Source organism: Corallococcus sp. NCSPR001, assembly GCF_017309135.1.
GTDB lineage: Bacteria > Myxococcota > Myxococcia > Myxococcales > Myxococcaceae > Corallococcus.
Genome location: NZ_JAFIMS010000001.1, coordinates 158,352 through 182,601 on the forward strand (window position 1 = coordinate 158,352; position 24,250 = coordinate 182,601).

Here is a 24,250-nt window from a genome sequence, read left to right on the forward strand (position 1 = left end):
CAGCACCGCATCGCCCTCGCCTGCCTGGAGGCCCATGGACGGATGCCCGGCCGCTCCCCGGCCAGGCATCTGGACTCAGGACGCGGTGGATCAGCCCGCCTTCGCGGTGCCCTTCGCCTGGTGCCAGGCCGCGAGCACTTCCTTCTCGCGCTCAGCGGACAGGCCCGAGCGCAGCTTCTCCTGGCGGTCCGTCGGCAGCGCGTGGAACCAGGTCAGCGTGTCGCGCACGGTGTCCGCGAGCGGCCGGGTAGCCAGCCCCGCCTGCGTGGCCCTGGCGATGCTCACCGCGCCGATGCCGCTCTCCGGCCCGGTGCGCGGCACCCACGCCGGCATGTCCGCGAAGGCCGTCACCTTCTGCTGGTCCAGGAACGCGCTGTCCACCCAGGTGAAGCGCGCGTCGCTCCCGGTGGTCTTCTGGATGTCCTCCAGCATGCCCTTCATGTTCATGGGCTGGACCGGGCCGGTGACGTTGAAGATGCCCATGGTGCGGCGCTCCACGTTCCGGATGATGAACGCGGCCAGGTCGCGCGCGTCGATGATCTGCACCGGGTCCTCGCCGTCGCCGGGGGCCAGCACCTCGCCGCCCTTCGCCACGCGCAGCGGCCAGTAGGTGAAGCGGTCGGAGCCGTCATCCGGGCCCACGATGAGGCCGGGGCGGATGTTGAGCGTGCGGCCGGGCAGCGCCGTCTCCGCGGCCTTCTCGCAGAGCGCCTTGAGCGGGCCGTAGCTCGTCTCGCCAATCTCCTCCGTGGTCTCGTCGGGGAGGGTGCCCACTGCGTCGGACTCGTTGAGGTCCTTCTTCGTCATCTCCTTGTAGACGGACACGCTGGAGATGAAGACGTACTGGCCCACGTTGGGCGCGAGCAGCTCCGCGGACGCCTTCACGATGCGCGGCACGTAGCCGGACGTGTCGATGACCGCGTCCCACTTGCGGCCCTGCAGCGCCTTCAGGCCCTCGCCCTTGGTGGGGTCGCGGTCGCCCTGGAGCTTCTCCACGTCCGGGAACAGGCCCGGGTTGGACTTGCCGCGGTTGAAGAGCGTGAGCGTGTGGCCGCGCGCCTGCGCCACCTGCACCAGCGCCGGGCCCAGGAAGCGGGTGCCGCCCAGGATGAGGATGTTCAGGGGCTTGCCCGGAGCCTCCCCGCCCTTGTCGTCGGACGCCGAGCCTGGGGCCGGTCCCGCCTTGGGGGACGACGCACAGCCCAACACCTGGACCGCGCCCAGCGCGGCCGCTGCTTGAATCACGCCTCTTCGGGACAGCTTCATGCCGTGGTTCCTCCAGGAAGGGTCGTCTGCGGGATGGATTCAGCGGCGCGCGTGCGCTGCTGGCGCGCCAGGTACAGGGCCACCGCGAGCCACAGCGCGGCCACGGGCACGGCCGCCAGCGACAGGCCCGTCATGCCCAGGCCCAGCGCGGTGAGGCCGCCCTGCAGCCACGCACTCAGCGTGTCGCTGCCGCGGTACACCACCGTGTCGATGAAGCTCTTGGACTTGTAGCGGGCCTCGCGGTCCACCGTGGTGAACAGGATTTCGCGCGACGGGCGCTCCAGCGCGTAATGGCTCGCGCCCCGGAGCGACTTGACGGCGATGAGCACCGCCAGCACCGGCGCGAACGCGAGCACGCCAAAGCCCACCAGGGTCAGCACCGGCGCCACCGCCATCGCCACGCCCAATCCCAGACGCGAGATGACCCGCCCGGTGACGAGCGTCTGGATTCCCAGCGTCAGCACCTGCACCCAGAAGTCGATGTCCGCGAACGCCGCCGTGCGCGACGCCGCGTCCTTCGCCAGGGACGCGACGAGTTGCACCTCCTGGTAGTACAGGAACGTGGAGGTCGCCGCGTACAGCAGCACCTGCATCCCCAGCGCGAGCAGGAACGGCGACGTCACCAGGAGCCTCAAGCCCGCGAGCATCCCGCCGCCCACCGGACCCTCGCGCGTGGCGGGCTGGTGCTGCACGTCCCTCGCCCAGTGGCCCAGGCGGCGCACGCACTGCGCGCTCACCTCCAGCATCACCGCGGACACGAGGATGAGGTTCACCGGCCCCACCGGCTCCGCCAGCCTGCCCACCAGGAACGGGCCGACAATCATCCCCGTGGTGCCGCCCGCGGCGATGAAACCGAAGAGCCGCTTGCCCTGGTCGCTGGCGAACACGTCCGCCATGAAGCTCCAGAAGATGGAGACGACGAACAGGTTGTAGACGCTCAGCCAGACATAGAAGGCGCGCGCCACGCCCTCCTTCGCCACGCCCCACTTGAGCAGCACGAAGAAGGCCAGCAGGTTGAGGAGGAAGAAGCGGTAGACCCGCGGCACCACCACCCGCCGGGGGTAGCGCGCCACCAGCGCGGAGAAGGCCGGCACCGCCAGCAACATCACGACGAAGGTGACGGTGAAGAGCCAGGGCAGGTGCTTCACGTCCCCGGCGGTGCCCATCTCATTGCGGATGGGCCGCAGGATGGCGTAGCCGCACATCAGCGTGAAGAAGTAGACGAACGCCCCGAGGACCGCCCCTACCTCCTCGTCACGGACGTCCACGAAGCGCTTGAGCATGTTGGCGGCGCCCTCAACGCCACGGCTGGCAGGCTATTCCCTGCCTGCCAGCCTGTGGAGGAAAGTGGCTACCGGGCCGCGAGGATTTCACGCACGGTGGCCTCCACGCGGGGCAGCGCCTCCTCGATTTCGGCGACGGAGGTGGCGCCCACGGAGAGGCGGAACCAGCCGGTGTCCTCGGCCAGGCCGAACGCCTGGAAGGGCACCACGGCGAAGCGGGCCTTCTCCAGCAGGCGCTTGCGGATGGCGTCGTTGGTGGTGAGGCCATCCCTGCCCACCACGTTGAAGCGCACGGTGAGGTAGATGGCGCCCTGCGGCGCGATGGCCTCCACCGGCAGGCCCGCGTCCTTCATGCGCTGGAAGCCCTTGTAGAGGGCCTCCAGGCGCTGGTCGACGCGCTGGCGCATCGCCGTCAGGAAGGCCTCGGTGGCGGGGACGTCGTCCAGGTAGCGCGCGGTGGCGAGCTGTTCGGCCTTGGGGGCCCAGGCGCCCACGTGGCCCAGCACGTCCCGCATGCGGGCGATGAGGGTGGGCGCGCCCACGCCCCAGCCCACGCGCACGCCGGTGGCGGCGAAGGCCTTGCTGATGCCGTCCACGAACACGGTGTACGGCGCCATCTCCGGCACCAGCTCCACGGGCGTGACGTGCTTCTTGCCGAAGTTCAGCACCCAGTAGATGTGGTCGTACATCAGGATGAGCGGCTTCTGGCCGCGGCCCTCGCGCGCGCGGTTCTCCTCGACGATGCGCTGGCAGATGGCGCGCAGCGCCTCCGGGTCGATCATCGTGCCGGTGGGGTTGAGCGGGCTGCACAGGCACAGCAGGCGCGCGGAGGACAGGTGCGGCTCCAGCTGCGCCAGCGTGGGCATGAAGCCCGCGGACGCCTCCGTGGTCACCACCACGCTCTTCGCGCCCAGCATGTGGGCGTAGTGGTTGTTGTTCCATGACGGCACCGGGTAGACGACGACGTCCCCCGGGTCGAGCACCGCGCGGAAGATGGCGTAGATGACGGGGCGCGCCCCGCCCGCGATGGTGATGCCCTCCAGCGGGTACTTCAGCCCCAGGGAGCGCTCGTAGAAGCGCTGCACGGCCTGGCGCAGGTCCAGCACGCCGTCGGACGGCGGGTAGTTCGTCTCACCGCCCTGGAGCGCGGCCCCAATCTGGTCGCGCAGGCCGTCCGGGATGGGGAACTCCTTCGGGTTGAAGTCCCCCACGGTGAGGTTGCACACCTTGTTGCCCTTGGCCACGAGCTCGCGAATCTCCGCCGCGATGCGGAGGATTTCGCTGCCCACGAGTCCACGCACCATGGTGCTCACGGTGGTGTCATCGGGAGAGGGACGCGGGAGGGAGGTCAGGTCAATGGCCATGATGCGGATCTCTCCAGTGCACGAAGGGGGCCGGGGGGACGCGGCCCGGCGGACGCTATACGCAACGGCGCCGGGAAGGCGCATCTTCCATGGTCCTGGGGCACGTGGTGTGCGAGGACTCGGGAAGTCCCCGGCTGACGGGGTTTGATGGGAGGAACCGGATGCGCCTGCGACAGGGGCTGTACGCGGTGGGAGTGGTGTTGGGACTGCTGGGCCAGGGCTGCCAGAAGCAGGAGCCCCAGACCGTCCCCATGGACGTGCCGGCCGTGCCCCCGCCCGCCCGGACCGTGCCGCGCGAGGGCCCGGCCGCCACCGCCCCGGTGGTGCACCAGGTGCTGGATGTGAAGGAGGACGCGGGCAGGCCAGCGCCCACGGCGGCGTCGGACGCCGAGGGCGCGGCGTGGACCACGGCGACGCTCCAGAAGCCTCGCGGCGAGCCGCCCGCCATCACGCTGCGCTCGGTGCGCACGGGGACGCACGCGGACTACGACCGCACGGTGTTCGAGTTCGACGGGCCGCGCCTGCCGGGCTACCAGGTGGGGTACGTGAAGTCAGCGCAGCAGTGCGGCTCCGGCGACGACGTGAAGACGCCGGGAGAGGCCATGCTGGAGGTGCGCTTCACGCTGGCGCGCGCGCACGACGACCAGGGGCAGGCCACGGTGGCGCAGCGCTCGCTCAAGCCCGCGCTGCCGTCCCTGCTGGGACTGGAGCGCGTGTGCGACTTCGAGGGCGAGGTGACGTGGGTGCTGGGCACCACGCGCCGCGTCCCGTTCCGCGTGCTGGAGCTGACGAACCCCACGCGCCTCGTGCTGGACGTGCAGCACTGAGGCGCGCGGGAGACGGCTACTTCTTGGGAGGCTGGAGGCGCTTCTTCGCGATGAGGTCGCGCGCGTCCTTCTCCGAGTCCGCGAAGTCCACGTCCACCGTCCACTTGCCGGTGAAGTAGAGCGCGAGCATCAGCGCCTTGGCGCCCGCGCGCTGGAGCGGGCCCGTGCCCAGGTAGACGTGGCCGCGGAACCACTCGGCCTTCGCCTGCGCCACCAGCAGCTCTCGCGAGTCCTTGTCGATGCTGGAGTTCGACACGTCGGAGATGACGAACACCGGTCCCTTCTTCGACACCTCCTGGCAGATCTCCAGCACCTTCTTCGAGTCCTCCAGCTTCGAAGGCCCGTTGAACTTCATCACCAACAGGTCCGGCTCTTCGAAGTACGCGCGATGCGCTCCGAACTCCCACTCACGATGATTCGCCACGCGGTCCCTGCCTCACCCAGATCAAGAATTGCGCAGACCCGATAGCATCGAGAACAGGGATTTCCAAGGAGACTGGTTAGACCCGCTCTGTCCCGGTCGACCCGGGTCGAGCGCGGGCCCGGTACGCGGACGGCGTGATGCCGAAGCGGGCACGGAAGCGGCGGACGAACTCAGACAGGTCGCCAAACCCACACGCATAGGCGATGTCCGCGATGCGCTCACCGTCCGTCCGCAGGCGTTCGGCGGCGAGTGTCAGGCGGCGGCCCAGGATGTAGCTGTAGGGGCTCTCTCCCACCACCTTGCGGAAGGTGCGCAGGAAGTGGTGACGGCCCATGCCCAGCGCTTGCGCGAACACGTCCAGGGAGAGGGGCTCCACCAGCCGGGTCTCCATCAACCGGAGCGCGTCCGCCAAGCGGCGCTCCTCGGTGGCGGTGACGGGCCGGGTGGAGCCCTCGTGGATGCCGCTCAGCGCCGCGCCCGCCATCCGCAGCGCCAGCTCCTCCGCGCCGCGCGAGCCGGGATGCTCGGCCAGCGCCTGCACGTCCGCGATGAGCGGTGCGAGCCGCTGGAGGGGTGGCAGCCGGTGCCAGGGGAAGTCCGTGCGCGTCACCCCGGACAGGTCCCGGGCCACCTCTTCCATGAGCTCGGGTTTGAAATGGAAGGCGATGCAGCGGTCGCCCACGCCGTGCTCGTGGCCGCAGCAGAAGGACGAGTGCTGTTCCCCGAGCAGCAGCGAGCCGGGCGTGAGCAGCACGCGGCCGTTCCGGGAGCGGTAGGTGAAGCTCCCCGACAGGACGGCGGAGACGGACACCCAGGTGTGCTGTTCCTCGAAGACGGGGTCCCTGGGGCCGGAGCGGCAGAGGATCTCGCTCACGCGCCAGCCGTCTCCGGACGCAAGCCGTCGAGCCGTGGTCAGGTCCACTTTCCCCAAGTCGGCCAAGGTCCGTCCTTCCATCCTCTCCCCGCACATCCAAACGGGGTGACCGAATCATGGCGACGGAGGCAACAGCAGTCACGCGCGAGATCATCTGGCGGCGCGTGATGGATGAACGGGGGTTCGAGCATGCACACGTGCGGCGTGGCCCGGATGGCACGGAGCTGTCCGGGCTGATCCTGGTCGCGGAACAGGGAGCACCGCTGAGGGCGGAGTATTCGATCGTCTGTGACGATGCATGGCGCACGCGCCGGGTGAGCGTGACGCAGTCGTGGCGGGGCGAGCGTCGCGCGCTCACGTTGGAGCATGACGGGGAGGGACACTGGCGGAAGAACGGCCGGGACGCGGAGGAGTTGGAGGGCTGCACGGATGTGGACCTGGGCTTGAGCCCCTCCACCAACGCGCTGCCCATCAACCGGTTGCGGCTGGAAGAAGGCGCCAGCGCGGAGATCCGCGCGGCCTGGGTGCGGTTCCCTTCGCTGGAGGTCGTGCCCGCGCGACAGGGCTACACATGCGTGGGCCCGGCGCGCTACCGCTACGAGAGCCTGGAGAGCGGCTTCCACGCGATACTGGACGTGGACACGGACGGGCTGCCCATCGAATACGCCGGCATCTGGCGCAGGCTCGCGGAAGGGCCCGCCGCGCCCATGTCCGTGGCGCAGGCGTTCGTGGAGGCACTGATGAGCCCGGGTCCTTCGAGCGAGCTGGGCGACGCGGCGGCCACCTTCGGGTGGCTGGTGGGAGGCTGGGCCGGGACCATCCAGGACCATGACTCCGATGGGAGCGTTCGCGAGAGCCACGGTGAGTGGTGGTTCCACTGGGTGCTGGAGGGGCGGGCCCTGCAGGACGTGTTCATCGTGCCGTCCAGGCGCGCCCCCGCGCAGTCAGGTCCCGGGGCGAACAGGCGCTACGGCACCACGGTGCGAACTTTCGACCGGGCTGGAGGGAAGTGGCAGATCACCTGGATCAGCCCCACAGGCGACGCCATCAACCGGCTGTCCGGGGGACGTGATGGCGACCGGCTCGTGCTCCTGGGTGAGCACCACGGGAAGCCCATCCGCTGGAGCTTCTCCGACATCGGCGCGGACCGCTTCACCTGGCGCGGCGAGGTACAGGACGCCGCTGGGCAGTGGACGCTCCAATCACGCTTCGACATGCGGCGCATCACCTGAGCCCCCGGCCACGGTCATCCAAAACCTGTCCGACTGTCGGACAGGTCCATGCCACGTGGATCCGAGGGTAGCCGAGCCCCAGTTCTCCCAAGCGCGTCCGGCTGTCGGACAAGTGTGTGTCGCGTGCTCCCGATGGAGAGAGCGCCCCCGGCCACGGTCATCCAAAACCTGTCCGACTGTCGGACAGGTTTCCACGGCTCGGGTGAAGCGGGAGCCTCCCAACCCCGGGCGCTCAAGACCGGTCCGACTGTCGGACAGGTTTTCGCGCTGCGCCTCCGCCGGAGCGTCCCACGCGCCGCCGTGCAGCGCCGCATGTCCTGGCGCGGAAGGTGCAGCTTACCGCGCGCCGCTTCGCAGCCCGGCAGCGGCGGCGTCCAGCCGGGTCAGCAGGTCCGCGTGACGGGCCTGGGCTTCGGCTCCACCCGCGCGCAGCGCCATGGCGAGCACCTGTGGCAGGTTGAGCGCGGCCCCCACGCGCAGCCGCTGCTGGTAGTGCTCGGCCCAGTCCGTTGGGATGCGCAGCGACCAGTTGCGCGCGTCCACGGAGCCCGGCGCGTTGTACGTGTCCGGCATGCCCAGCAGGTCCGCGAAGAACACCATCACGCTGCGCGCACGGCTGGCAAACAGGTCCGCGAACTTCGCCTGCGCGAGCAGCCCCGGGTCCTGTGCCAGCTCACGCGCGAAGGCCTCACGCCCCTCCGCTTCGGGATGCAGCCGCTCCGCGAGATAATCCGCCTGGGTGCGCAGCGCGTGCCTCCACTGCCATTCGGAGACCAGCCGCCAGAGTGACTTCGTGTCGTGGTTGCCCACCATCACCCAGTCCTCGGGGGCCACGTTCTCGCTGCGGTACACGTCCGCCGGGTTGTTCAGGTCCGCCTTCTGCGTGACGCGGAAGCGGCCCAGGCCGTCTCGGGCCATCACCCGTGACAGCTCGTACGGGAGCGTGCTCAGCACCTCGCACAGCACGTCCTCGCGGGCCCGGCCGTGCGCCCGCGCCGTGCGCACCACGGAGTCGAAGAGGATGGCGTACCGAGCCACCTGCTCCTCCGTGAGCCCCGTCACCCATCCATCCGCGTAGCGAGGCACCGAGCGGTTCAGCTGCTCCGGTCCCACGATGGAGTAGCGCGCCAATTCCGGGTGGTCCGGCAGGTCCGGCGAGGAGAACAGGCGCGCCCCACCCTGCACCGCGCGCAGCGGATCCGCTGAGCCCGCGCGGTACACCCACGGGCACACGAGCCCGTGCGGATGGTCGATGCGCAGCCCGTCATACTCGGAGAGCATCTTGCCCAGCCGCGCGTCCAGGTAGCGCAGCACCGGCCCGGGACCCGAGCCATCCGGAGCAACGTACTGCTCCGGATCCAGCACCGGGTAGTTCCACGGCTGGCCCTCCGGGTTGGTGCGGCTGGGCGGAGCCCCCATGAGGTACGCGCCGAGGAACAGCCCCTGCCGCGCCCACGTGTCCCGGGGCGAGAACCCAATCTGGAGGTCCCCGTACAGCTTGAGCCCCCACGCCCCCGCGCGCTCCCGCAGCAGCCCGTGCTGCTCGTGCACGAGGAACTGGCGGAAGGCGTACTGCTCCACGGCGTCGGCTTCGGAGATGAGCAACTCCCGGATGCGCGCCTCCGCCTGCACCACCTCACCGGCACGCGGCGCGAACAGGCGCCCCTCCAGCGAGTCCGCCCAACCGCGCCAGTCATCCGGCGTGTGATGCCGGGCGGCGAGCACGTCGAAGAGCGCATCCCGCTCCAGCCATTCGCGCTGCTCCAGGCGGAAGTCCGCGAAGCGGCGGATGAGCGCGAGGATGGACGCGGGAGCGTCCACGCGGTCCCGCTCGCGCCGGAAGGTGTCCCACGCCTCCTGGAGCGCCAGCGCCTGCCCCCGGCACGCCGACGCGTACCGGACCTCCGGCCCCCCATCCCCGGGCACTTCGGAGACGAGCCGCGCCAGGGTGTCCTCGGACAGCAGCGCGCCCCAGGGGCCGTGCGGATCCGTGAGCGGCGCGAGCGCCACGTTCAGCGTGTTGCGTGAGAACAACGTGCCGTCATACGGCGACGGGTTGTACGCGGTGGTCTGCCCCTGCGGCCCCAGCTGGATGCCGGTGAAGCCCAGGTCCCGAGCGAAGGCGAGGAAGCGCGTGGCGCCCTCGGAGTAGGGCGAGCCGCGCCCCAGGTCCTCTCCGGGGAGGCCGGGGAAGCTGGGGTCATGGATGCTCAGGACCCAGCGGGTGACACCCAGTGCCTCCAGGGCTTCGGTGACGAGCGAGCGGTGCGAATCGGGCAGCGGGGACAAGAGCTCCACACTCCCGACCCTATGGCCCCCCGCGCGATGCGCCAACCGTTCCTTGAGGGTGACGCGATCATCTTCTCCGCGTCAGTCCTGCCGGGCCTGAGGCTGGGGCCGGGGCTCGCCGCCGCCGTGCGCTGACCCGTGGGCCTGGCCGCGCGCCTTGAACACCCGGCGCAGCTTCCCCGTCATCCACGTGCGGCCGTCCGTCAGGATTTCGTACACCGTCGGAATCACCAGCAGCGTGAGCAGCGTGGACGTGATGACGCCGCCAATCACCGCGCGGCCCAGCGGCGCCCGGAAGTCGCCACCCTCACCGTGTCCCAGCGCCACCGGCACCATGCCCGCGATGAGCGCGAAGGTCGTCATGATGATGGGCCGCAAGCGGATGCGCCCCGCTTCAATCAACGCCTCGCGCAAGGGCATGCCCTTCTCGTGCTGCCACTTGGCGAAGTCGATGAGCAGGATGGCGTTCTTCGCCACGATGCCCATCAGCAGGATGACGCCGATGAGGCTCATGATGTTCAGCGTGTCCCCTGTCACCACCAGCGCCAGCACCACGCCAATCAACGACAGTGGCAGCGACACCAGGATGGCCAGCGGGTCGATGAACGAGCCGAACTGGATGACGAGGATGAGGTACATCAACATCACCGCCACGCCCAGCGCCAGGAACACCCGGCCGAACACCTCCTGCTGATCCGCGGACTCGCCGCCCGTGGACACCTCGTAGCCCGGAGGCACCTGCACCGCCTTGAGCCGCGTCTGGACGTCGTTCATCACCTCCGACAGCGACCGCCCCGCCACGTTCGCCTGGACGTTGATGACCTTCTCACGGTTCAGGTGGTCGATCTGCGCCGGGCCCACCGTCTGCTTCACCGTCGCCACCTGTCCCAGCGGCACCACCACCGGCGTGCCCGTGGGGCTGGTGCCCACCACCAGCGGTAGCTGCGACAGCTGGGACGGCGTCTCCCGGAACTGGGGCGCCAGCCGCACCATCACGTCACGCGTCTCGCCAATGGGGTCCACCCAGTCGCCGGAGTCGAGGCCCGCGAAGGCCGGCCGCAGGGACTGCGCCACCTGCCCCACCGTCACGTTGAGCTGGCCCGCGACGCCGCGGTTCAGCTCCACCTCCAGCTCCGGCTTCTCACCGCGCGTGGACAGCCCCACGTCCACCGCGCCCGGCACCTGCTTCACCTCCTTCATCACCTGCTGCGCCAGTTGGTTGAGCCCCTTGGACTCCGGCCCGCGCAGCTCCAGCTGGATGGACTTGATGGCCCCGCCAAAGCCGCTGGTGAACACCGACACGTTGGCGCCGCCCACCGCGAGCAACTCCTGACGCAGCGTCTTGCCCAGCACCTCCTGGCTCGCCTTGCGCTCCGTCTTCGGCTTGAGCCGCACGTACACCAGCGCCTGGTCCACGCCCGGCGAGCGCAGCGGCAGCGGCACGCCGATGGTCGTGTACGTATACGCGACCTCCGGGTGCTGGCGCGTGAGGCGGGACACCTCCTCCACCTTGCGCCGCGTGTAGTCCAGGCTGGAGCCCGCGGGCGTCTCCACCAGCATTTCAATCTCCGCGCGGTCGCTCACCGGCACGAAGCCCGCGCCGCCGAAGACGCCCTGCAGCGCCACCGCGCCCACCAGCGAGCCCACCGCCAGCAGCACCATCGCGAGCCGGTGGTCCAGCGCCCACGCGATGACGCCCTTGTAGCGGTCCGCCTGCCGGTCGAACCAGTGGTTGAAGCGCGCAAGCCCCCGCGAGATGAAGTTGCGCCGCTCGCCCTTCTCCACCTGCGGGTCGGGCCAGTACGCGCTGAGCATGGGGTCCAGCGAGAAGCTCACGAACAGCGACACCAGCACCGAGCACGCGATGGTGAGCGCGAACGGCTTGAACCACTGCCCGGCCACGCCGTACATGAACGCCACCGGGACGAACACCGCGACGATGGAGAACGTCGTCGCCGCCACCGCGAGGCCAATCTCGTTGGTGCCCTCGCGCGCCGCCGTGTAGTGGTCCTTCCCCATCTCCACGTGCCGCACGATGTTCTCGCGCACCACGATGGCGTCGTCGATGAGGATTCCGATGGCCAGCGTCAGGCCCAACAGCGACATCGTGTTGAGCGTGAAGCCGAAGGCCCACACGCTCACGAACGACGCCAGCACGGACACGGGCAGCGCCAGGCCCGTAATCACCGTGGAGCGCCACGAGTTGAGGAACAGGAACACCACCAGCACCGTGAGCAGCGCGCCTTCAATCAGCGCCTGCTGCACGTTGATGACGGAGTTCTCCACGCGCGTGCCCGCGTCGCGGACGATTTCGAGCTTCGCGTTGGCGGGCAGCCGCTGCTGGAGCGTCTTCACCCGCTCGCGCACGCCGTCCGCGACCTCCGTGGTGCTGTAGCCCTTGGCCTTGATGACCTCGATGCCCACCGCCTGCGCGCCGTTGTAGAGCGACAGGGTGCGCGGCTCCTCGGTGCCCGCGAACACGTCCGCCACTTCCCCCAGCCGCAGCGTGCGTCCGTTGCGCTCCGCGATGGGCACCTGCGCGAAGTCCTCCGGCGTCTCCAGGCGGCCCTTGAGCCGGATGGTCTTCTCTTGAAGCTCGGTATTGAGCCGGCCCACCGGCGCCGCCAGGTTCTGCGCCTGGAGCGCCGCCACCACCTGCGCCACCGACAGGCCCGCCGCCTGGAGCGCCGCGGGCCGCACCTGCACCGTCATCTCCCGGTCCACGCCGCCCACCACCGTGGCCTGCGCCACGCCCGGCACCGAGCGCAAATCCCCCACCACCATCGGGTCCGCGATGAGCGACAGCGCGGGCACGTCCAGCGCGTTCGACGTCAGCACCAGCGACACGATGGGTTGGTCCGACGGGTCGAAGCGCGTGAGGATGGGCTCCTCCATCTCCTGCGGCAGGTCCGCGCGCTTGCTGGAGATGGCGTCGCGGATGTCCTGGGACGCCTCCTGCACGTCCTTCTCGAAGTCGAAGAAGACCGTGAAGTTCGCCAGGCTGTCCGTGGCGCTGGACGTGGTCTTCTTCCCGTCCACGCCGGAGATGGCGAAGATGGCGTCCTCGATGGGCTCGACAATCTCGCGCTCCACCGTGTCTGGTGATGCGCCCGGGTACGCGATGGTGACGTTGATGACCGGCTGCTGAACGTCCGGGAACTCGTCCGTCTCCAGGTTGATGAGCGCGACGATGCCGAACACGACGAGCGCCACCATCGCCGTGATGGTGATGATGGGGCGCTTGATGGCGAAGTCGGAGATGAACACGGACGACTCCTGCGGTGCTTCTTCAAGAAGTGGAGACGCCCGGTGCTACTTCGCGGGTGCCTGGGCCGGGGGCGTGGAAGTCCCGGCCGCGGCCGGAGCCGGTCCAGGGCCACCGCCGCCGGACGCGTTGCCCGCGCCGCCCACGCCCTGCTGGGCTTCCGGTGGAGAGGCGGGCCGCTGCTTCTTCGGCCCTTCCGGCGCGGCGGTGAGCTTCACCGGCGTGCCGTTGGTCAGGTCGCGCGCGGAGCCGAGCAGCACCACGTCCCCGGCCTTCAACCCCGAGCGCACCTCCACGGCCTGCTCCACGTCGTCCCGCAGGCCCAGCGTCACCGCCACCTCCTCCACCTTGCCGTTGGAGATGCGCTGCACGGTGGGCGGCTCCTGGCGCGTGTCCAGCGCGTCCACCGGCACGGCCAGCGCCTCCTTGGACTGGGACGACACGCGCCCCAGCGCGAACAGGCCGGACAGCAGCGTCTGTTCGCTGTTGGGGATGCTGACGTAGATGCGCACCTGCCCCGTGGCCGGGTCCACCGCGGGGTTGATGCGCTCCACCTCGCCCTTGAAGGCTCGGCCCTCGTAGCCATTCACCCGGAAGTCCACGTGCGTGCCGACCTTCACCTGGCCCAGCTGCGCCGAGGGCACGGAGGCCTCCAGCCGCAACGTCTCCGGATCCACCACCGTGAAGAGGGGCGCGCCCGGCTGGACGATGTCGCCCGCGTTCACCTGCCGCTCGCTCACCACGCCCGTGAAGGGCGCGACCACCTTCGTGCGCGACAGCTGGTCCTGCGCCAGCTTCAGCTGCGCTTGCGCCTGCGCCAGCTGCCCCTCCGCCTGCGTCCGCGACAGCTGCGTGCGCTCGAAGTCGCGGCGGGTGATGACGCCCTGTTTGACGAGGGTCTGATTGCGCTGTTCATCCGCCTTCGCCACCTGCAAGGCATTGCGCGCCACGCGCAGATTGGAACTGGCCGCCAGCACCTGCTCACGCAGCGTGTGCTCCTCCACGCGCGCCAGCAACTGCCCCTCCTTCACCGTCTCGCCATGGTCCGCCGTCACGTCCAGGATGCTGCCCCCCACCTCCGCGCGGACGCTGGCCAGCCGCCGGGCCTGGAGTGTCCCGGAGATGACGGGCCCGTCCTCCAGCTTCATGGGCTCCACGCGCACCACGTTCTCCGGCCCCAGCGACACCACCGTCGGCGCGGTGGGCGCGGGCGCCTCGGAGCGCTGGCCGCAGGCACCCGCCAGCCAGGCAACGGCCAGCACGGCCCCCCACCGTGAAAACGTGCGCCGGGCTCGAAGGCCCGTTGTCTCTTCGGTGCGTCCCACGGCCTGCCTCCCCGGCCCCCAGGGGCCATTGGCCCTGGAGTTCCACCCGGGGCGGTCCCCGGGGCCGGGTAAACGTGGTGCCGCCCCCCCGGCCGGGGAAGTCGTGCCACCACCGTGCGTGAACCTGGAGAACACGCCCGGCCTGTCGCCCTGACAGGCGGGGAGGCATGCGAACGGCGGCTGGAAGGACGACGGCCTCCGTCCCACGCGAGGGGACGGAGGCCGCGCTTCACTTCAGCTTCGAGCGACGCTCAGTGGACGCTCGGCGCGGCGGTCACGAACGCCGTGGTGAGGCAGCTCTGGTTGGCCATCTGGTCCAGGAACGTCTGGCGCGCCAGCACCTCGTTGAAGGTGCGCACGGGCGTGCCGTCCGCGCGGTCCGGCACGGTGAGCGCGCCGCTGAGGAAGGGCGACAGCGCGCCGGTCCAGCTCACGTGGGTGAAGTTCGTGCCCAGCTCGTCACCGTGGCAGCCGTCGCAGGTGTTGAGCGAGAAGACGTGCCGCGCCTGACGGTTGGGGATGGAGGACGCCGGCAGGCTCCAGAACGGCGGGGTGGCCACGGGGTTCGTCACGACGGCGCGGCCCGAGCGGAAGTTGCCGCCGGCCCACGGCAGCGGGACGGAGTACGTGCCCGCGATGATGGGCCCCGTGTTGGCGTTCACGTAGGCCGGGAACAGCGTGGTCTGCCGCGTGCGGTCCGGCGTCTGCGCCACGGTGTGGCTGTTGAGCAGCCCCAGCACCGGCGGCGGCGTGGTGGAGTACGAGTTCGGGTTGATGGAGCCGTTCCACAGGCGGAACTCACGCAGCTCCCAGGGGCTGGCCAGCCAGTCGTCGTTGGTGCGCACCTGGTTGATGGAGCTGCGGTTGGGCTTGCGCGGGGACAGGTCGCGCTTGGCGAACTGCTCCGTCAGCGCCTCCAGCGCCGCGTTGTACGACGCGCTGCCCAGCGCCAGCCCGGACAGGGCCTGCCACTGCTGCGCGTAGGTCTTGATGGCCGCGCAGCCGCTCTTGTCCACCCCGTACTCCAGGATGACCAGGAAGGGCACCGTGTAGCAGCTGGACCCCGAGCCCGTGGTGGCCGCGAAGATGAAGCGCCCCTCGCCCGCGCTGCCAGCGCCGTAGGCCGGGTTGCTGCCGGCCAGGTCCAGCCGGTTCACGATGGCGATGAGCTTGAACGGCGACTTCGCCAGGTTCAGCTCGCCCGTGGACAGCTTCGGCCAGGGGCCGATGAGGTTCCCCGCGATGGACGAGCGCGGCGGGTTCACGAAGCCGTTGATGGTGCGCGGCTGCTCCCACTGCCGCAGCCACTCGCGCACGAAGGTGGAGGGGGCCACGCCCGTGAAGGGCTGGTTGGCCATCTCCGTCATCAGGTAGTTGAACGTCCACTTGCCGGTCGGGTTGCCCGCGCCGGTGCACGGGTCATAAGTGCGCGTCACGTCGTTCACGACCGCGGGCGCGCGGATGATGAGCGAGCGCGCGGGGTCCACCAGCGACGCCAGGCCAATGGGCTGGATGGGCACGGGCTGGCCCACCGGGAACTGCGTGCCCAGCGCCGTCACCGGCACGGTGCGCACCAGCTGGCGGTTCTCGAACACCGCCGTGGTCAGCTGCGTGGGCGACTGGGACTGCGCCTGGGCAATGCGCTGCTGCTGGGCCTGGAGCGCCACGAAGTCGAACGTGCCGGAGGCCGTGAAGAGCAGGTCCCCCGCCACCGCGTCGCCCCCCTGGCCGTCGTCGCGGAACGTCAACTGCTGCGCGCCGTCCGCCATCGACAGCGTTCCGCCGCGGAACGCCTCGTTCTCCACCCGGTTCGCCTTCAGCGTCAGCTGGAACACCGTGGCGGTGGACTTGCTGGCCGTGCCCTGCGGAATGGCGAAGAGGGACTCCACCACCGGGCGCGCCGCGTCCCCCTCCAGGGCCTGCAGGGTCGTCCCGAGCGCCACCTCCAGGTTGCCGGACGGGTCCACGGCCTGGGCGGAGGAGTCCGCCTGGGGCGCGGAGGGCGCGGGGGTTTCGGACGGCTCCGGGGCGGGCTGGCCACAGCCCACCGCCAGCGACGAGGCCAGCAGCGCGAACGGCAGGCGCTTCCGGGAATGCTTCCACAGCAGGGACAGCTCAGGCTTCATGGGGTGTGCTCCACTCACGACGGGGATACCGCGACGACAGGCTCGCGATGGGGCACCCTCCCCCTCACCGTGCGCGGAGCCCCGGACACACCGGCCCCGTCCCCCTCCGTGAATGCGGAAAACGCCCCACGTGCCTCCGGTCCTTGCGACGCGGAGGCGAATGGAGCGTTCTCATAACATGAAACTCTGACTTTTATCGACTTCCAGATTTTGTAACCTAAGCCGTTACAAGTCTGGGATTGCTGTAGCCTGACAGGTTACAGGCCGCTGACCCCGTAGGGCGACTCGCTGATGAGGCGGGTGCCGGACTGGAAGTGGCTGGTGCTGCCGCAGTCGGGAATCGGGTTGAAGCCCGCGCACGTCACCGGCGCGTGGGCGCGGGTCTCCGAGGTGAAGCAGCGCGCGCCGGCCTCGCTCCACTCGGCCTCCACGCTCCAGGACTCGGTGTCGGCCTGGATGCCCACGCTGTCGTAGAGGTTGACCCACTGACCGTCGGTGGTGTGCGACGCGCCGTCGCCGCAGAAGTCCGCGCGCACCATGCGGGTGCAGGCCTGGTGGTGGCCCGCGAGGCTCTGGCCGTTGACGGTGGCCCAGGGCTTGTAACCAAAGTGCATGCACTTCGCGATGGCGGCGCCCTCGCAGGCGAAGGTGAAGGCGGTGGAGTCCTCAATCTTCTCGCCGCCGCCCGCCACGCCCTGGAGGTAGTTCCAGCGGTTGGCCACGGCGATGGCGGGGAGCGCCCCGCCGTTCGCGTCCTGGCACACGGCGCGCCAGCTGCCGTCCGAGCCCTGGTAGGAGACCTGGTAGGACCACAGGTCGCTGTCGCCGCCGCTGCCCTGGGTGATGCTGTCCACGCGCACGGGCAGGGTGGAGCCGTCACCCAGCTTGCCGACGAAGACGGCGCCGGTGAAGCCCGTGCCCGTCACGGGGTTGAGGCCGTCCAGGCCGACGAAGACGGAGCCCTGCAGCCGCACGTTGGTGAGCGTCTTGCCGGAGGCGGAGGTGGCGCCCGCGTACGCCACGGACACCAGCATGCCGCCCAGCTCGCCGTTGTTCAGGTTGCGGCCGTTGAGGTTGCGTCCATTGAGGTTGCGCCCGTTGGGGGAGACCATCTCCGCCACCTGCGTGCGCAGGGAGGGAGCCTCGGGCTCCGACGATTCCGTGCCACAGCCCACCGCCACGACGGCGAAACACGCCGCGACCACTCGCTGCAACGTCCTCATCTGGATGCCCCTTCCCTGCCCCGACCCCGACCCGCACCGCGTTACAGGGCACAAGGTCAGTCCGGTGGGTGGGAGCGGCAACCGCGCGCGGCCCGTCCGGGCACTTGCAGCGTCCAGTGGCTTCCAGTTGGTGGAGACCCCAGGGTGAGTCCAGCGGTTCCCGGGGGTTTCAGTGTCCGGTGGTGCTCAGCCGCCGGACACGGGCGCGTCCGCGCAGACGCGCAGGCCCACGGTGACGTCGCGCAGTGAGGCCTCCGGCAGCTCCCGGTTGGAGGACCGCGCGCTCGTCACGTTGAAGGTGAAGCTGCCCCCGCGGGCCACCGGGCGGCCGGGCTCCAGCCACGAGCGGGTCCATTCCCAGACGTTGCCGGCCATGTCGTCCGCGCCGAAGGGGCTGCGGGACGCGGGGTGGCTGCCCACGACGTCCGGGCCGAAGCCACCCGGGTCCTTACCGTAGGTGACGTCCACGTTGGCCTCGTCCGGGCCCAGGCGGTTGCCGTGGGGGTACTCGCGGCCGTCCACGCCGCGCGCGGCGCGCTCCCACTCCAGCTCCGAGCACAGCCGCGCCCCCGGCACCCGGCCGGACGTGGACAGCCAGGTCACGTAGGCCTCCGCGTCCGCGAAGTTGATGCCGCTCACGGGGAACTGGCGCCAGTCCTGCTCCGTGCGCTGCGAGCGCCGGGCGTACCGCACGGGCTCGCCCGTCCGCGCCGTGTACCGCACGCCGCCGGGTTGGAAGCGCAGCCGCCAGCCATTGCCGTCCGGCTCCAGCGCCAGGCCTCCGGCGTAGCCGCCCGTGCCCACGCGGGGCTGGCGCGCGGCGCGCTCGCCCGCGGGCAGGGCCGCCAGGTACTGGAGCCAGTCCGCGTACGTCGTCTCGTGGCGGGCGATGAGGAAGCCCTGCACGGGCACGGTGTGCAGCGGGGTGGCGTTGAAGAAGTCGCGCACGCTGGACTCGGCGGCGCTGCCGAAGCGCACGTCGCCCGGGGGCACGTACACGAACCCCGGCGGGAGCGAACCCGCGCGGACGAGCGGCAGGACGACGTTCCGGGACTCTCCGCGCGTCAGCAGCAGCGGCTGCACCGACGCCTCGTGGTCCGGGGCGCGCACGGTGAGCTGGTAGGTCCCCGGAGGCACGGTGAGGCCGGTCCAGGGGAGCGCGCCCGGGGAAGGCAGGGGCTCGCCCACGACCTCCGGCCCCGTGGCCTCGCGAGACACGGGGCGCAGCTCCGCGGAGGCACCGGGCGCGTCCACCTGGAGGGACAGGTGCGCGGGCGTGTTCCAGCGGCTCCAGCGCACGCCGTCGGGGTCGTAGAGGCGCAGGCGCTGGAGCAGCGCGGGCAGCACGGGCTCGCGCTCGCTTTCGGCCCACAGGGCGCGCTCGTAGAGGAAGTCCGCCAGCGCGTCGCGAACATCGGTGCGCGTGGGGGCCAGCGCCAGCGCGCGCTCCAGCCGGTCCGCCACGGCGTCGAAGTGGTGCGACAGCTGGGCGCCATGCCCCGCCACCTTCGCCCAGCTCCGGTCGCCGTCCGCCTTGTGGCCGGTGTCGTAGAGCTGGAAGGCCTCCGCGCGCTCGGCCTGGAGCGCGTCGCGTTCGCGGCGCACGGCCTCCATCTCCGACCCGGCCGAGGCCAGCTCACCGCGCACGCGCGTATCGAGGATGCGGCGCTCACGCCACTGGAGGCCCGCGTACACGAGCCCCAGCGACACGAAGAAGCCCAGCGCCAGGCCCACCTTGAGGCGGCGGCTGCGCACGCCCGTGCGGCGCGAGGTGCTGAGGAAGGACTGTTCGCGCTGGGTGAGTTCGGACGGCTCCAGGAGCTCCGTCTCCGCCAGCTGGCGCGGGCCCCAGAGCGACTCGCGCGCGTGGCCCAGGCGCTCCCACTGCGCGGCGGCGGCCTCCAGGCGGGCCTGCACCTCGCGGCGCTCGCCCGCCTCCACCAGCCAGCGCGCCAGCGTGGCCCACCCGGTGAGGAGCGCTTCATGGGCCAGCTCGTAAGCGGTGCCACCCTCGCCTTCGCGCGCCACGAGCAGGCGCGCGCGCACCAGGGCCTCCAGCGCGGCGCGGTAGCGGGGGTCGTCGCCCACGAGCTCGCGGTCCGTCTTGCGCGCGCGGGTGCCATCCGCCGTCACCAGCCGCAGCATCACCCCGCGCGCCGCCGAGCGCTGGTCGGGCAGCAGGCGGGCCACCGCGGCGTCCGCGTGCCGGGCGAGCGCGCCGGACACACCGCCCAGCGAGTCCAGCGCCGCCTGGGTCATCTCGCCGCGGGACTCGTCGCGCGCGTCCCACAACTCCGCGAGCGCGAACTGGAGCAGCGGCAGGCCGCCGTCGGAGGCCGCCGTGGAGGCGACGAGCGCGTCCACCACGGCCTCGGATTCGAAGCGCACGCCCTTCACGCGCGCGGGGCCGACGATGGCCTCGCGCGTCTCCTCCGGCGTGAGCGCGCGCAGGAGGTACAGCGCGTGCGGCACCTCCGGGCCCAGGCCGGGCACGGCGGTGAGGCGGGTGAGGAAGTCGCTGCGGCCGGTGGCGAGCAGCCGCAGTCCCCCGGCCGCCTCCGTGAGCGACCCCAGCGCGGCGCCCGCGAGCGCGGCCTCCTCCGGCGGGGACAGCGTCACCAGCTCCTCCAGCTGGTCCATGTAGACGAGCAGCCCGCCCTGCGTGCCCAGCTTCGCGCGCAGCCTGCGGCCGAGCGACGTAGGGTCCTGGCGCAGCGTCTCCGCGAGCGGCTCCTCTTCCACCTCCAGCACCGGCGCGAGCGCCACGGCCAGCGCGGACACGGGCCTGCGCCCGGGCACGAGCCGCGCGGTGCGCCAGCGCCGGCCGTCCTCCAGCGCGCCGTCCGCCACGGCGGGGAGGATGCCCGCGAGGCACAGGGACGACTTGCCCACGCCGGAGTCGCCCGTCATCAGCAGGAAGGCCTCCGCCTTGAGCCGCTCCAGCACGGCGCGCTGCTCGCGGCGGCGGCCGAAGAAGAGGCCCCGGTGCTCGGCCTCGAAGGCGCGGAGGCCGCGGTAGGGATTGCCCTCCGGGATGACGGCCGGAAGCTCCTCGCGCGTGAGCGCCTCCAGCGCGTCGAGCAATTGCGCGGCGGACGCGTGGCGCTGGGCCGGGTCGCGCTGGAGGCACTTGTCGATGGCGGCGGCGAAGCCCGGGTCCACCGACGGGGCCACCTCCAGGAGGGGGCGCACGTCGCGGGTGCGCACGGCCTCGGACAGCTCGCGCCAGGGCACGTCACGGAAGGGGCCCCGGCCCGCGCACAGCTCGTAGAGCACGACGCCCAGCGAGTACACGTCGCTGCGAGCGGTGAGCTCCTCGCCGGCCCAGGCCTCCGGGGACATGTAGTAGGGCGTGCCCACCAGCGCGCCGCGCGGCAGGGACGGCAGGAAGACGCCGTCCAGCGAGCGGGCCCCCAGCGCGGGGCTGGACTCGGGGTCCCAGTCCGCGGGCAGCTCCGGCGGCGGCAGGGGCGCGCGCGGCGGGGTGGATTCACCGGCCTCCGCGCGGTCGAGCAGCTTGGCCAGGCCGAAGTCGAGCAGCTTCACCTCGCCGCTCTCCGTGAGGACGGCGTTGCCGGGCTTGATGTCGCGGTGGAGCACGCCCCGGCGGTGCGCGGCGCCCAGCCCCCGGGCCAGGTCCCGCCCGATGCCCAGCGCGCGCTCCCAGGGCACGGGCCGGGCCAGCCGGTCCAGGCTGACGCCCCGGATGAACTCCGAGATGAGGTACGGCTGATCCTCCAGCTGTCCCACCCTGTACAGGGTGACGACGTTGGGGTGCTGGATGCGGGCGGCGGCGCGGGCCTCCACCAGGAAGCGCGCCAGCGCGTTGGAGCCCAGCGACGGGATGAACTTCACCGCGACGGGGCGCTCCAGGAGTGTGTCGTGCGCCAGGTACACCCGGCCCGTGCGTCCCCGTCCGAGCGGCCGCACGATGCGGTATTCGTCGAACTCCTCGGGAGGAGTCCACGCGTCGGGTGGAGAGGACGAGGCGGGAGAGCCCACCAGGGTTGCCTACGTTTCCCGCGTCCAGGGGTCAACCGGGGGGCCCGCGGGAGCCCGTCCCGGCGCAGGGTGCCGCATCCGAGTGTCCACCCATGGACACTGCGAGGCGGCAGCCCGGGTTACTCCTGACCCGAGCGAGGCTTCGCCTTGCTGGGTTTGAGCATGTTGCGGATCTTGTTCTCCAGGTCCTGGGGAAGGCAGGGCTTGGCGACGAACTCGTCCGCGCCCACGGACAGGGCGTGCTCGGCGTTGCCGGCGAGCACGTGGCCGGTGAGGGCCATCACGGGGATGTCGCGGGTGCGGGTGTCCTGCTTGATGCGCCGCGTCGCCTCCCAGCCATCCATGACGGGGAGGGACAGGTCCATGAGGATGATGTCCGGCTCCCCCTCCTGGGCCTTCTCCACGGCCTCCAGGCCGTTCTTCGCGGTGTCCACCTCAAACCCGCAGAACTCCAGGTATTCGGCGTACATCTCGCGGGCGTCGTCGAAGTCGTCGACGACGAGGACGCGCTGCTTGGCGGAGTTCACGGGAGCGGGCCCACCGCTCGCGGTTGGCTCACCCTCTGGAGATGTCAGGACCGCGTTCTTCATGGAGCAGAGGCCTCGCATGCAGGGGAGGGGCGGAGCGAATCTAAACACGTCCACCGAAAAGCGCCCGTTCTCGCAAGATTTCCCTGGACGTATCCCAGGGTAGGTCCGATGTCGGCCGGGCGACAGGGACACAGCGGACGACAGTGTAGGTGGGCGGAGGGACTGGGAGTGGGGCTCAATGGTTGAGTCGGTAGACGCCGACGGCCCAGTTGAACGTGTCGGCCGACTCGACCTTCTCCGTCCAGGACACGATGGGCTCGTCATCCCCGGCGAGGGCGAAGTCGGGGAGACCCCACAGCAAGCTGCCCAGGTTGGGTTTCAAGATGCCACCCAAGGACTCCCATTGGGTTCCCGTCCAGCGCCGCGCCTGCCCGATGCGGCTGGCCGTTTCAGTCGCGGAGGGAGCTTCGCTCGCGAGCACGATCAACGCCCCTTGGGAGCCCATCGCCATGGCATCCACACGCCGAGCCGTTCCACCGGCGATGTCCGCCAACGGTTCGCCGACCGTCGCCCAGGCGCTCCCACTCCATTTCCTGACAAGCCCTGCCCAGGCGCCATTGACCCAGGCGGTTCCTCCCACAAACAAGTGCCCATCGCTTCCAAAACAACGGGTGACTGGCAGCAAGCCAAGCCCTGTGGAGATTTCCGTCCAGGAAGTCCCATCCCACCGCATCACTCGCCCCACTTCGCCAGTGGCTGCTTCGTATTGCGTGAAAGAGACGATGGGCCTCTCCGAGGCATCCAGGTCGAACCCCAGGTAATTGATGTTCGCGCCTTTCTTGATTGGCAGTGGCGCGGCCTTTGCCACCCAATTGCTTCCATCCCACTGGCGGAAGACAACCTGTGCCTGTGAAGCATTCTCTTCGTGCCATGCCACGACCGGAAGCTGCTGGGCTCTGGAAGTAAACCCCATCCAAGGGATGGCACTCTGCGTAAGGCTGGTCGTCATGTATGTGCCCATGGAGGCCCATGCAGTTCCATTCCATCTGCGGACATGAACCTGACTCTGGCCGAGGCCTGTGGCGTACTCCAACCAAGCCACCATCGGGCTGCCGTCAGAATTGATCTGCAGTGCATTGCCCCAGGCGGAGTTGTTCGCGCCTCCGTTCAGGGGACCGCCCAGATACTCCCAACCCTCGCCACGCCAGCGTTTCACATGAACCGAACTGTTCTGCGTCCAGGCCACAATGGGAAGGGCATCCATTCCCACCCGAAGTGACGTCTCTCCAACGTAACTCTCTTCAAGCTTTCCTGCGAACTGAGGCTCACCCCACTGGAGATAGGCAGGCACGGACCATGCCCAATCCTGAGACAGCGCATCCAACTGGTTTCCGGCGAGATCGACGACCGTACCCGCCATCACCACTCGGACCTGCTGATTGACCGGTAGCGGCGAAGCCGGGCGCAAGGTCAAGGTCGTTCCATCCTCCGAAAGAATGACCGTCGCCTCCAAGCGCCCGGTCTCCGTCATGAGTTGTATCGACTGTCCATTCGCGGTGGTCGGGTCCAAGGGTTCCGAGAAGGTGGCCTCAATGGGTGCCAGGACTGAAACCTCTGGGGCACCATTGACGGGCACTCGGGTGACCATGCGGGGCTTCGTCCGGTCCACCACCAACTGGCGTGGGGCGCTCAAGAACTCCTGTTCCTCCCGGAGCGCGCGGATGACAAACGCATGCGGACCCTCTGAAATGGATTGCGTTTCCCAGTCCAGGACGAACGGCGCTTCCAAGTTAGCGACCGTGGCGCCATCCACGAGCAACTCTACACGGTCCGGTGCGGATCCCGTCAGTTGAACCTGAAGTCTCGCGGTGCTTCCGACCCTTGCCCCTTCAACAGGCGACATCCATTGGATACCAATCGGCTCCTGCTCCTGCGGGCCCGTTCCTGCATCACTGCCTGGAGGCGTCGCGGGGGGAGCAGCGAGTTCGGGAATCTGGATGCATGCCGCGGGCATGAGCAGCATCGTCATCCAGATGAAGCTGAGATTTTTCATGGTGACGCGGCTTAGCAAGAAGGAGTCCATCCGGAAGTGGACCCGATCCGTATGCATCCTCGGGACGTTGCGCGTCCAGTGACGCGGGGACACGTCTCCATTCAAGACGGGAGGATCCCTCCCCGGGGACAGCTTGAAACGAAGATGCCCCCGCGAAGCATGGGCTT

At 70.2% G+C, this 24,250-nt stretch carries 15 protein-coding genes; 2 read left to right on the forward strand and 13 right to left on the reverse strand.

All coding sequences use genetic code 11. The annotated features are described in order from the left end of the window. Window positions 1-90: 90 nt before the first annotated feature. The 3 genes from JYJ93_RS00685 to JYJ93_RS00695 form a co-directional block, all read right to left on the reverse strand. Window positions 91-1,266 carry an NAD-dependent epimerase/dehydratase family protein gene (locus JYJ93_RS00685; protein ID WP_206785790.1) on the reverse strand — a complete coding sequence of 392 codons (1,176 nt, stop codon included), beginning with the start codon at window positions 1,264-1,266 and terminating at the stop codon, window positions 91-93. Beyond that, window positions 1,263-2,549 (reverse strand): MFS transporter, encoded by a 1,287-nt coding sequence (locus tag JYJ93_RS00690; RefSeq protein WP_206785791.1) that lies wholly within the window; start codon window positions 2,547-2,549, stop codon window positions 1,263-1,265. The genes JYJ93_RS00685 and JYJ93_RS00690 overlap by 4 nt, the downstream gene beginning before the upstream one ends. 68 nt (window positions 2,550-2,617) lie before the next feature. After that, window positions 2,618-3,913: an aminotransferase class I/II-fold pyridoxal phosphate-dependent enzyme gene (locus JYJ93_RS00695; RefSeq protein WP_206785792.1), complete on the reverse strand. Its 1,296-nt coding sequence runs from the start codon at window positions 3,911-3,913 to the stop codon at window positions 2,618-2,620. A gap of 161 nt (window positions 3,914-4,074) precedes the next feature. Here JYJ93_RS00695 and JYJ93_RS00700 point away from each other — a divergent pair, with 161 nt between their 5' ends. After that, window positions 4,075-4,740, forward strand: a complete 666-nt coding sequence (locus JYJ93_RS00700) for a hypothetical protein (protein WP_242543552.1) — start codon at window positions 4,075-4,077, stop codon at window positions 4,738-4,740. 16 nt (window positions 4,741-4,756) lie between these two features. On the opposite strand, the gene JYJ93_RS00705 is transcribed toward JYJ93_RS00700, so the two are convergent. Both JYJ93_RS00705 and JYJ93_RS40745 read right to left on the reverse strand, forming a co-directional pair. Continuing rightward, window positions 4,757-5,164, reverse strand: a complete 408-nt coding sequence (locus JYJ93_RS00705; protein WP_206785794.1) for a hypothetical protein — start codon at window positions 5,162-5,164, stop codon at window positions 4,757-4,759. 76 nt (window positions 5,165-5,240) lie between these two features. After that, window positions 5,241-6,038 (reverse strand): AraC family transcriptional regulator, encoded by a 798-nt coding sequence (locus tag JYJ93_RS40745; RefSeq protein ID WP_206785795.1) that lies wholly within the window; start codon window positions 6,036-6,038, stop codon window positions 5,241-5,243. Between the two features lie 116 nt (window positions 6,039-6,154). On the opposite strand from JYJ93_RS40745, the gene JYJ93_RS00715 reads away from it, so the two are divergent. Next, window positions 6,155-7,270 (forward strand): putative glycolipid-binding domain-containing protein, encoded by a 1,116-nt coding sequence (locus tag JYJ93_RS00715; protein WP_206785796.1) that lies wholly within the window; start codon window positions 6,155-6,157, stop codon window positions 7,268-7,270. A gap of 336 nt (window positions 7,271-7,606) precedes the next feature. Here the strand turns inward: JYJ93_RS00715 and JYJ93_RS00720 are convergent, their stop codons facing one another. The 8 genes from JYJ93_RS00720 to JYJ93_RS00755 all read right to left on the reverse strand — a co-directional run bounded on the left by JYJ93_RS00720 (window position 7,607) and on the right by JYJ93_RS00755 (window position 24,113). Continuing rightward, complete coding sequence (locus tag JYJ93_RS00720) at window positions 7,607-9,568, reverse strand: 4-alpha-glucanotransferase (RefSeq protein WP_206785797.1); 1,962 nt, start codon at window positions 9,566-9,568, stop codon at window positions 7,607-7,609. Window positions 9,569-9,640: 72 nt separating this feature from the next. Continuing rightward, window positions 9,641-12,826: an efflux RND transporter permease subunit gene (locus JYJ93_RS00725; protein WP_206785799.1), complete on the reverse strand. Its 3,186-nt coding sequence runs from the start codon at window positions 12,824-12,826 to the stop codon at window positions 9,641-9,643. Window positions 12,827-12,871: 45 nt separating this feature from the next. Next, complete coding sequence (locus tag JYJ93_RS00730; protein ID WP_269012940.1) at window positions 12,872-14,086, reverse strand: efflux RND transporter periplasmic adaptor subunit; 1,215 nt, start codon at window positions 14,084-14,086, stop codon at window positions 12,872-12,874. 314 nt (window positions 14,087-14,400) lie between these two features. After that, window positions 14,401-16,275, reverse strand: a complete 1,875-nt coding sequence (locus JYJ93_RS00735) for a hypothetical protein (protein ID WP_206785803.1) — start codon at window positions 16,273-16,275, stop codon at window positions 14,401-14,403. A 257-nt stretch (window positions 16,276-16,532) separates the two neighbouring features. After that, entirely contained in the window at window positions 16,533-17,498 is a 966-nt protein-coding gene (locus JYJ93_RS00740) for an ADYC domain-containing protein (RefSeq protein WP_206785805.1), read from the reverse strand. A gap of 186 nt (window positions 17,499-17,684) precedes the next feature. Next, window positions 17,685-21,500, reverse strand: coding sequence for a bifunctional serine/threonine-protein kinase/formylglycine-generating enzyme family protein (locus JYJ93_RS00745; protein ID WP_206785807.1), 3,816 nt, complete (start codon window positions 21,498-21,500; stop codon window positions 17,685-17,687). Window positions 21,501-21,619: 119 nt separating this feature from the next. Then, a complete protein-coding gene (locus JYJ93_RS00750; RefSeq protein WP_014393311.1) occupies window positions 21,620-22,090 on the reverse strand; it encodes a response regulator in 471 nt (156 codons plus the stop codon). Between the two features lie 175 nt (window positions 22,091-22,265). After that, entirely contained in the window at window positions 22,266-24,113 is a 1,848-nt protein-coding gene (locus tag JYJ93_RS00755) for an Ig-like domain-containing protein (protein ID WP_206785810.1), read from the reverse strand. Window positions 24,114-24,250 lie beyond the last annotated feature (137 nt).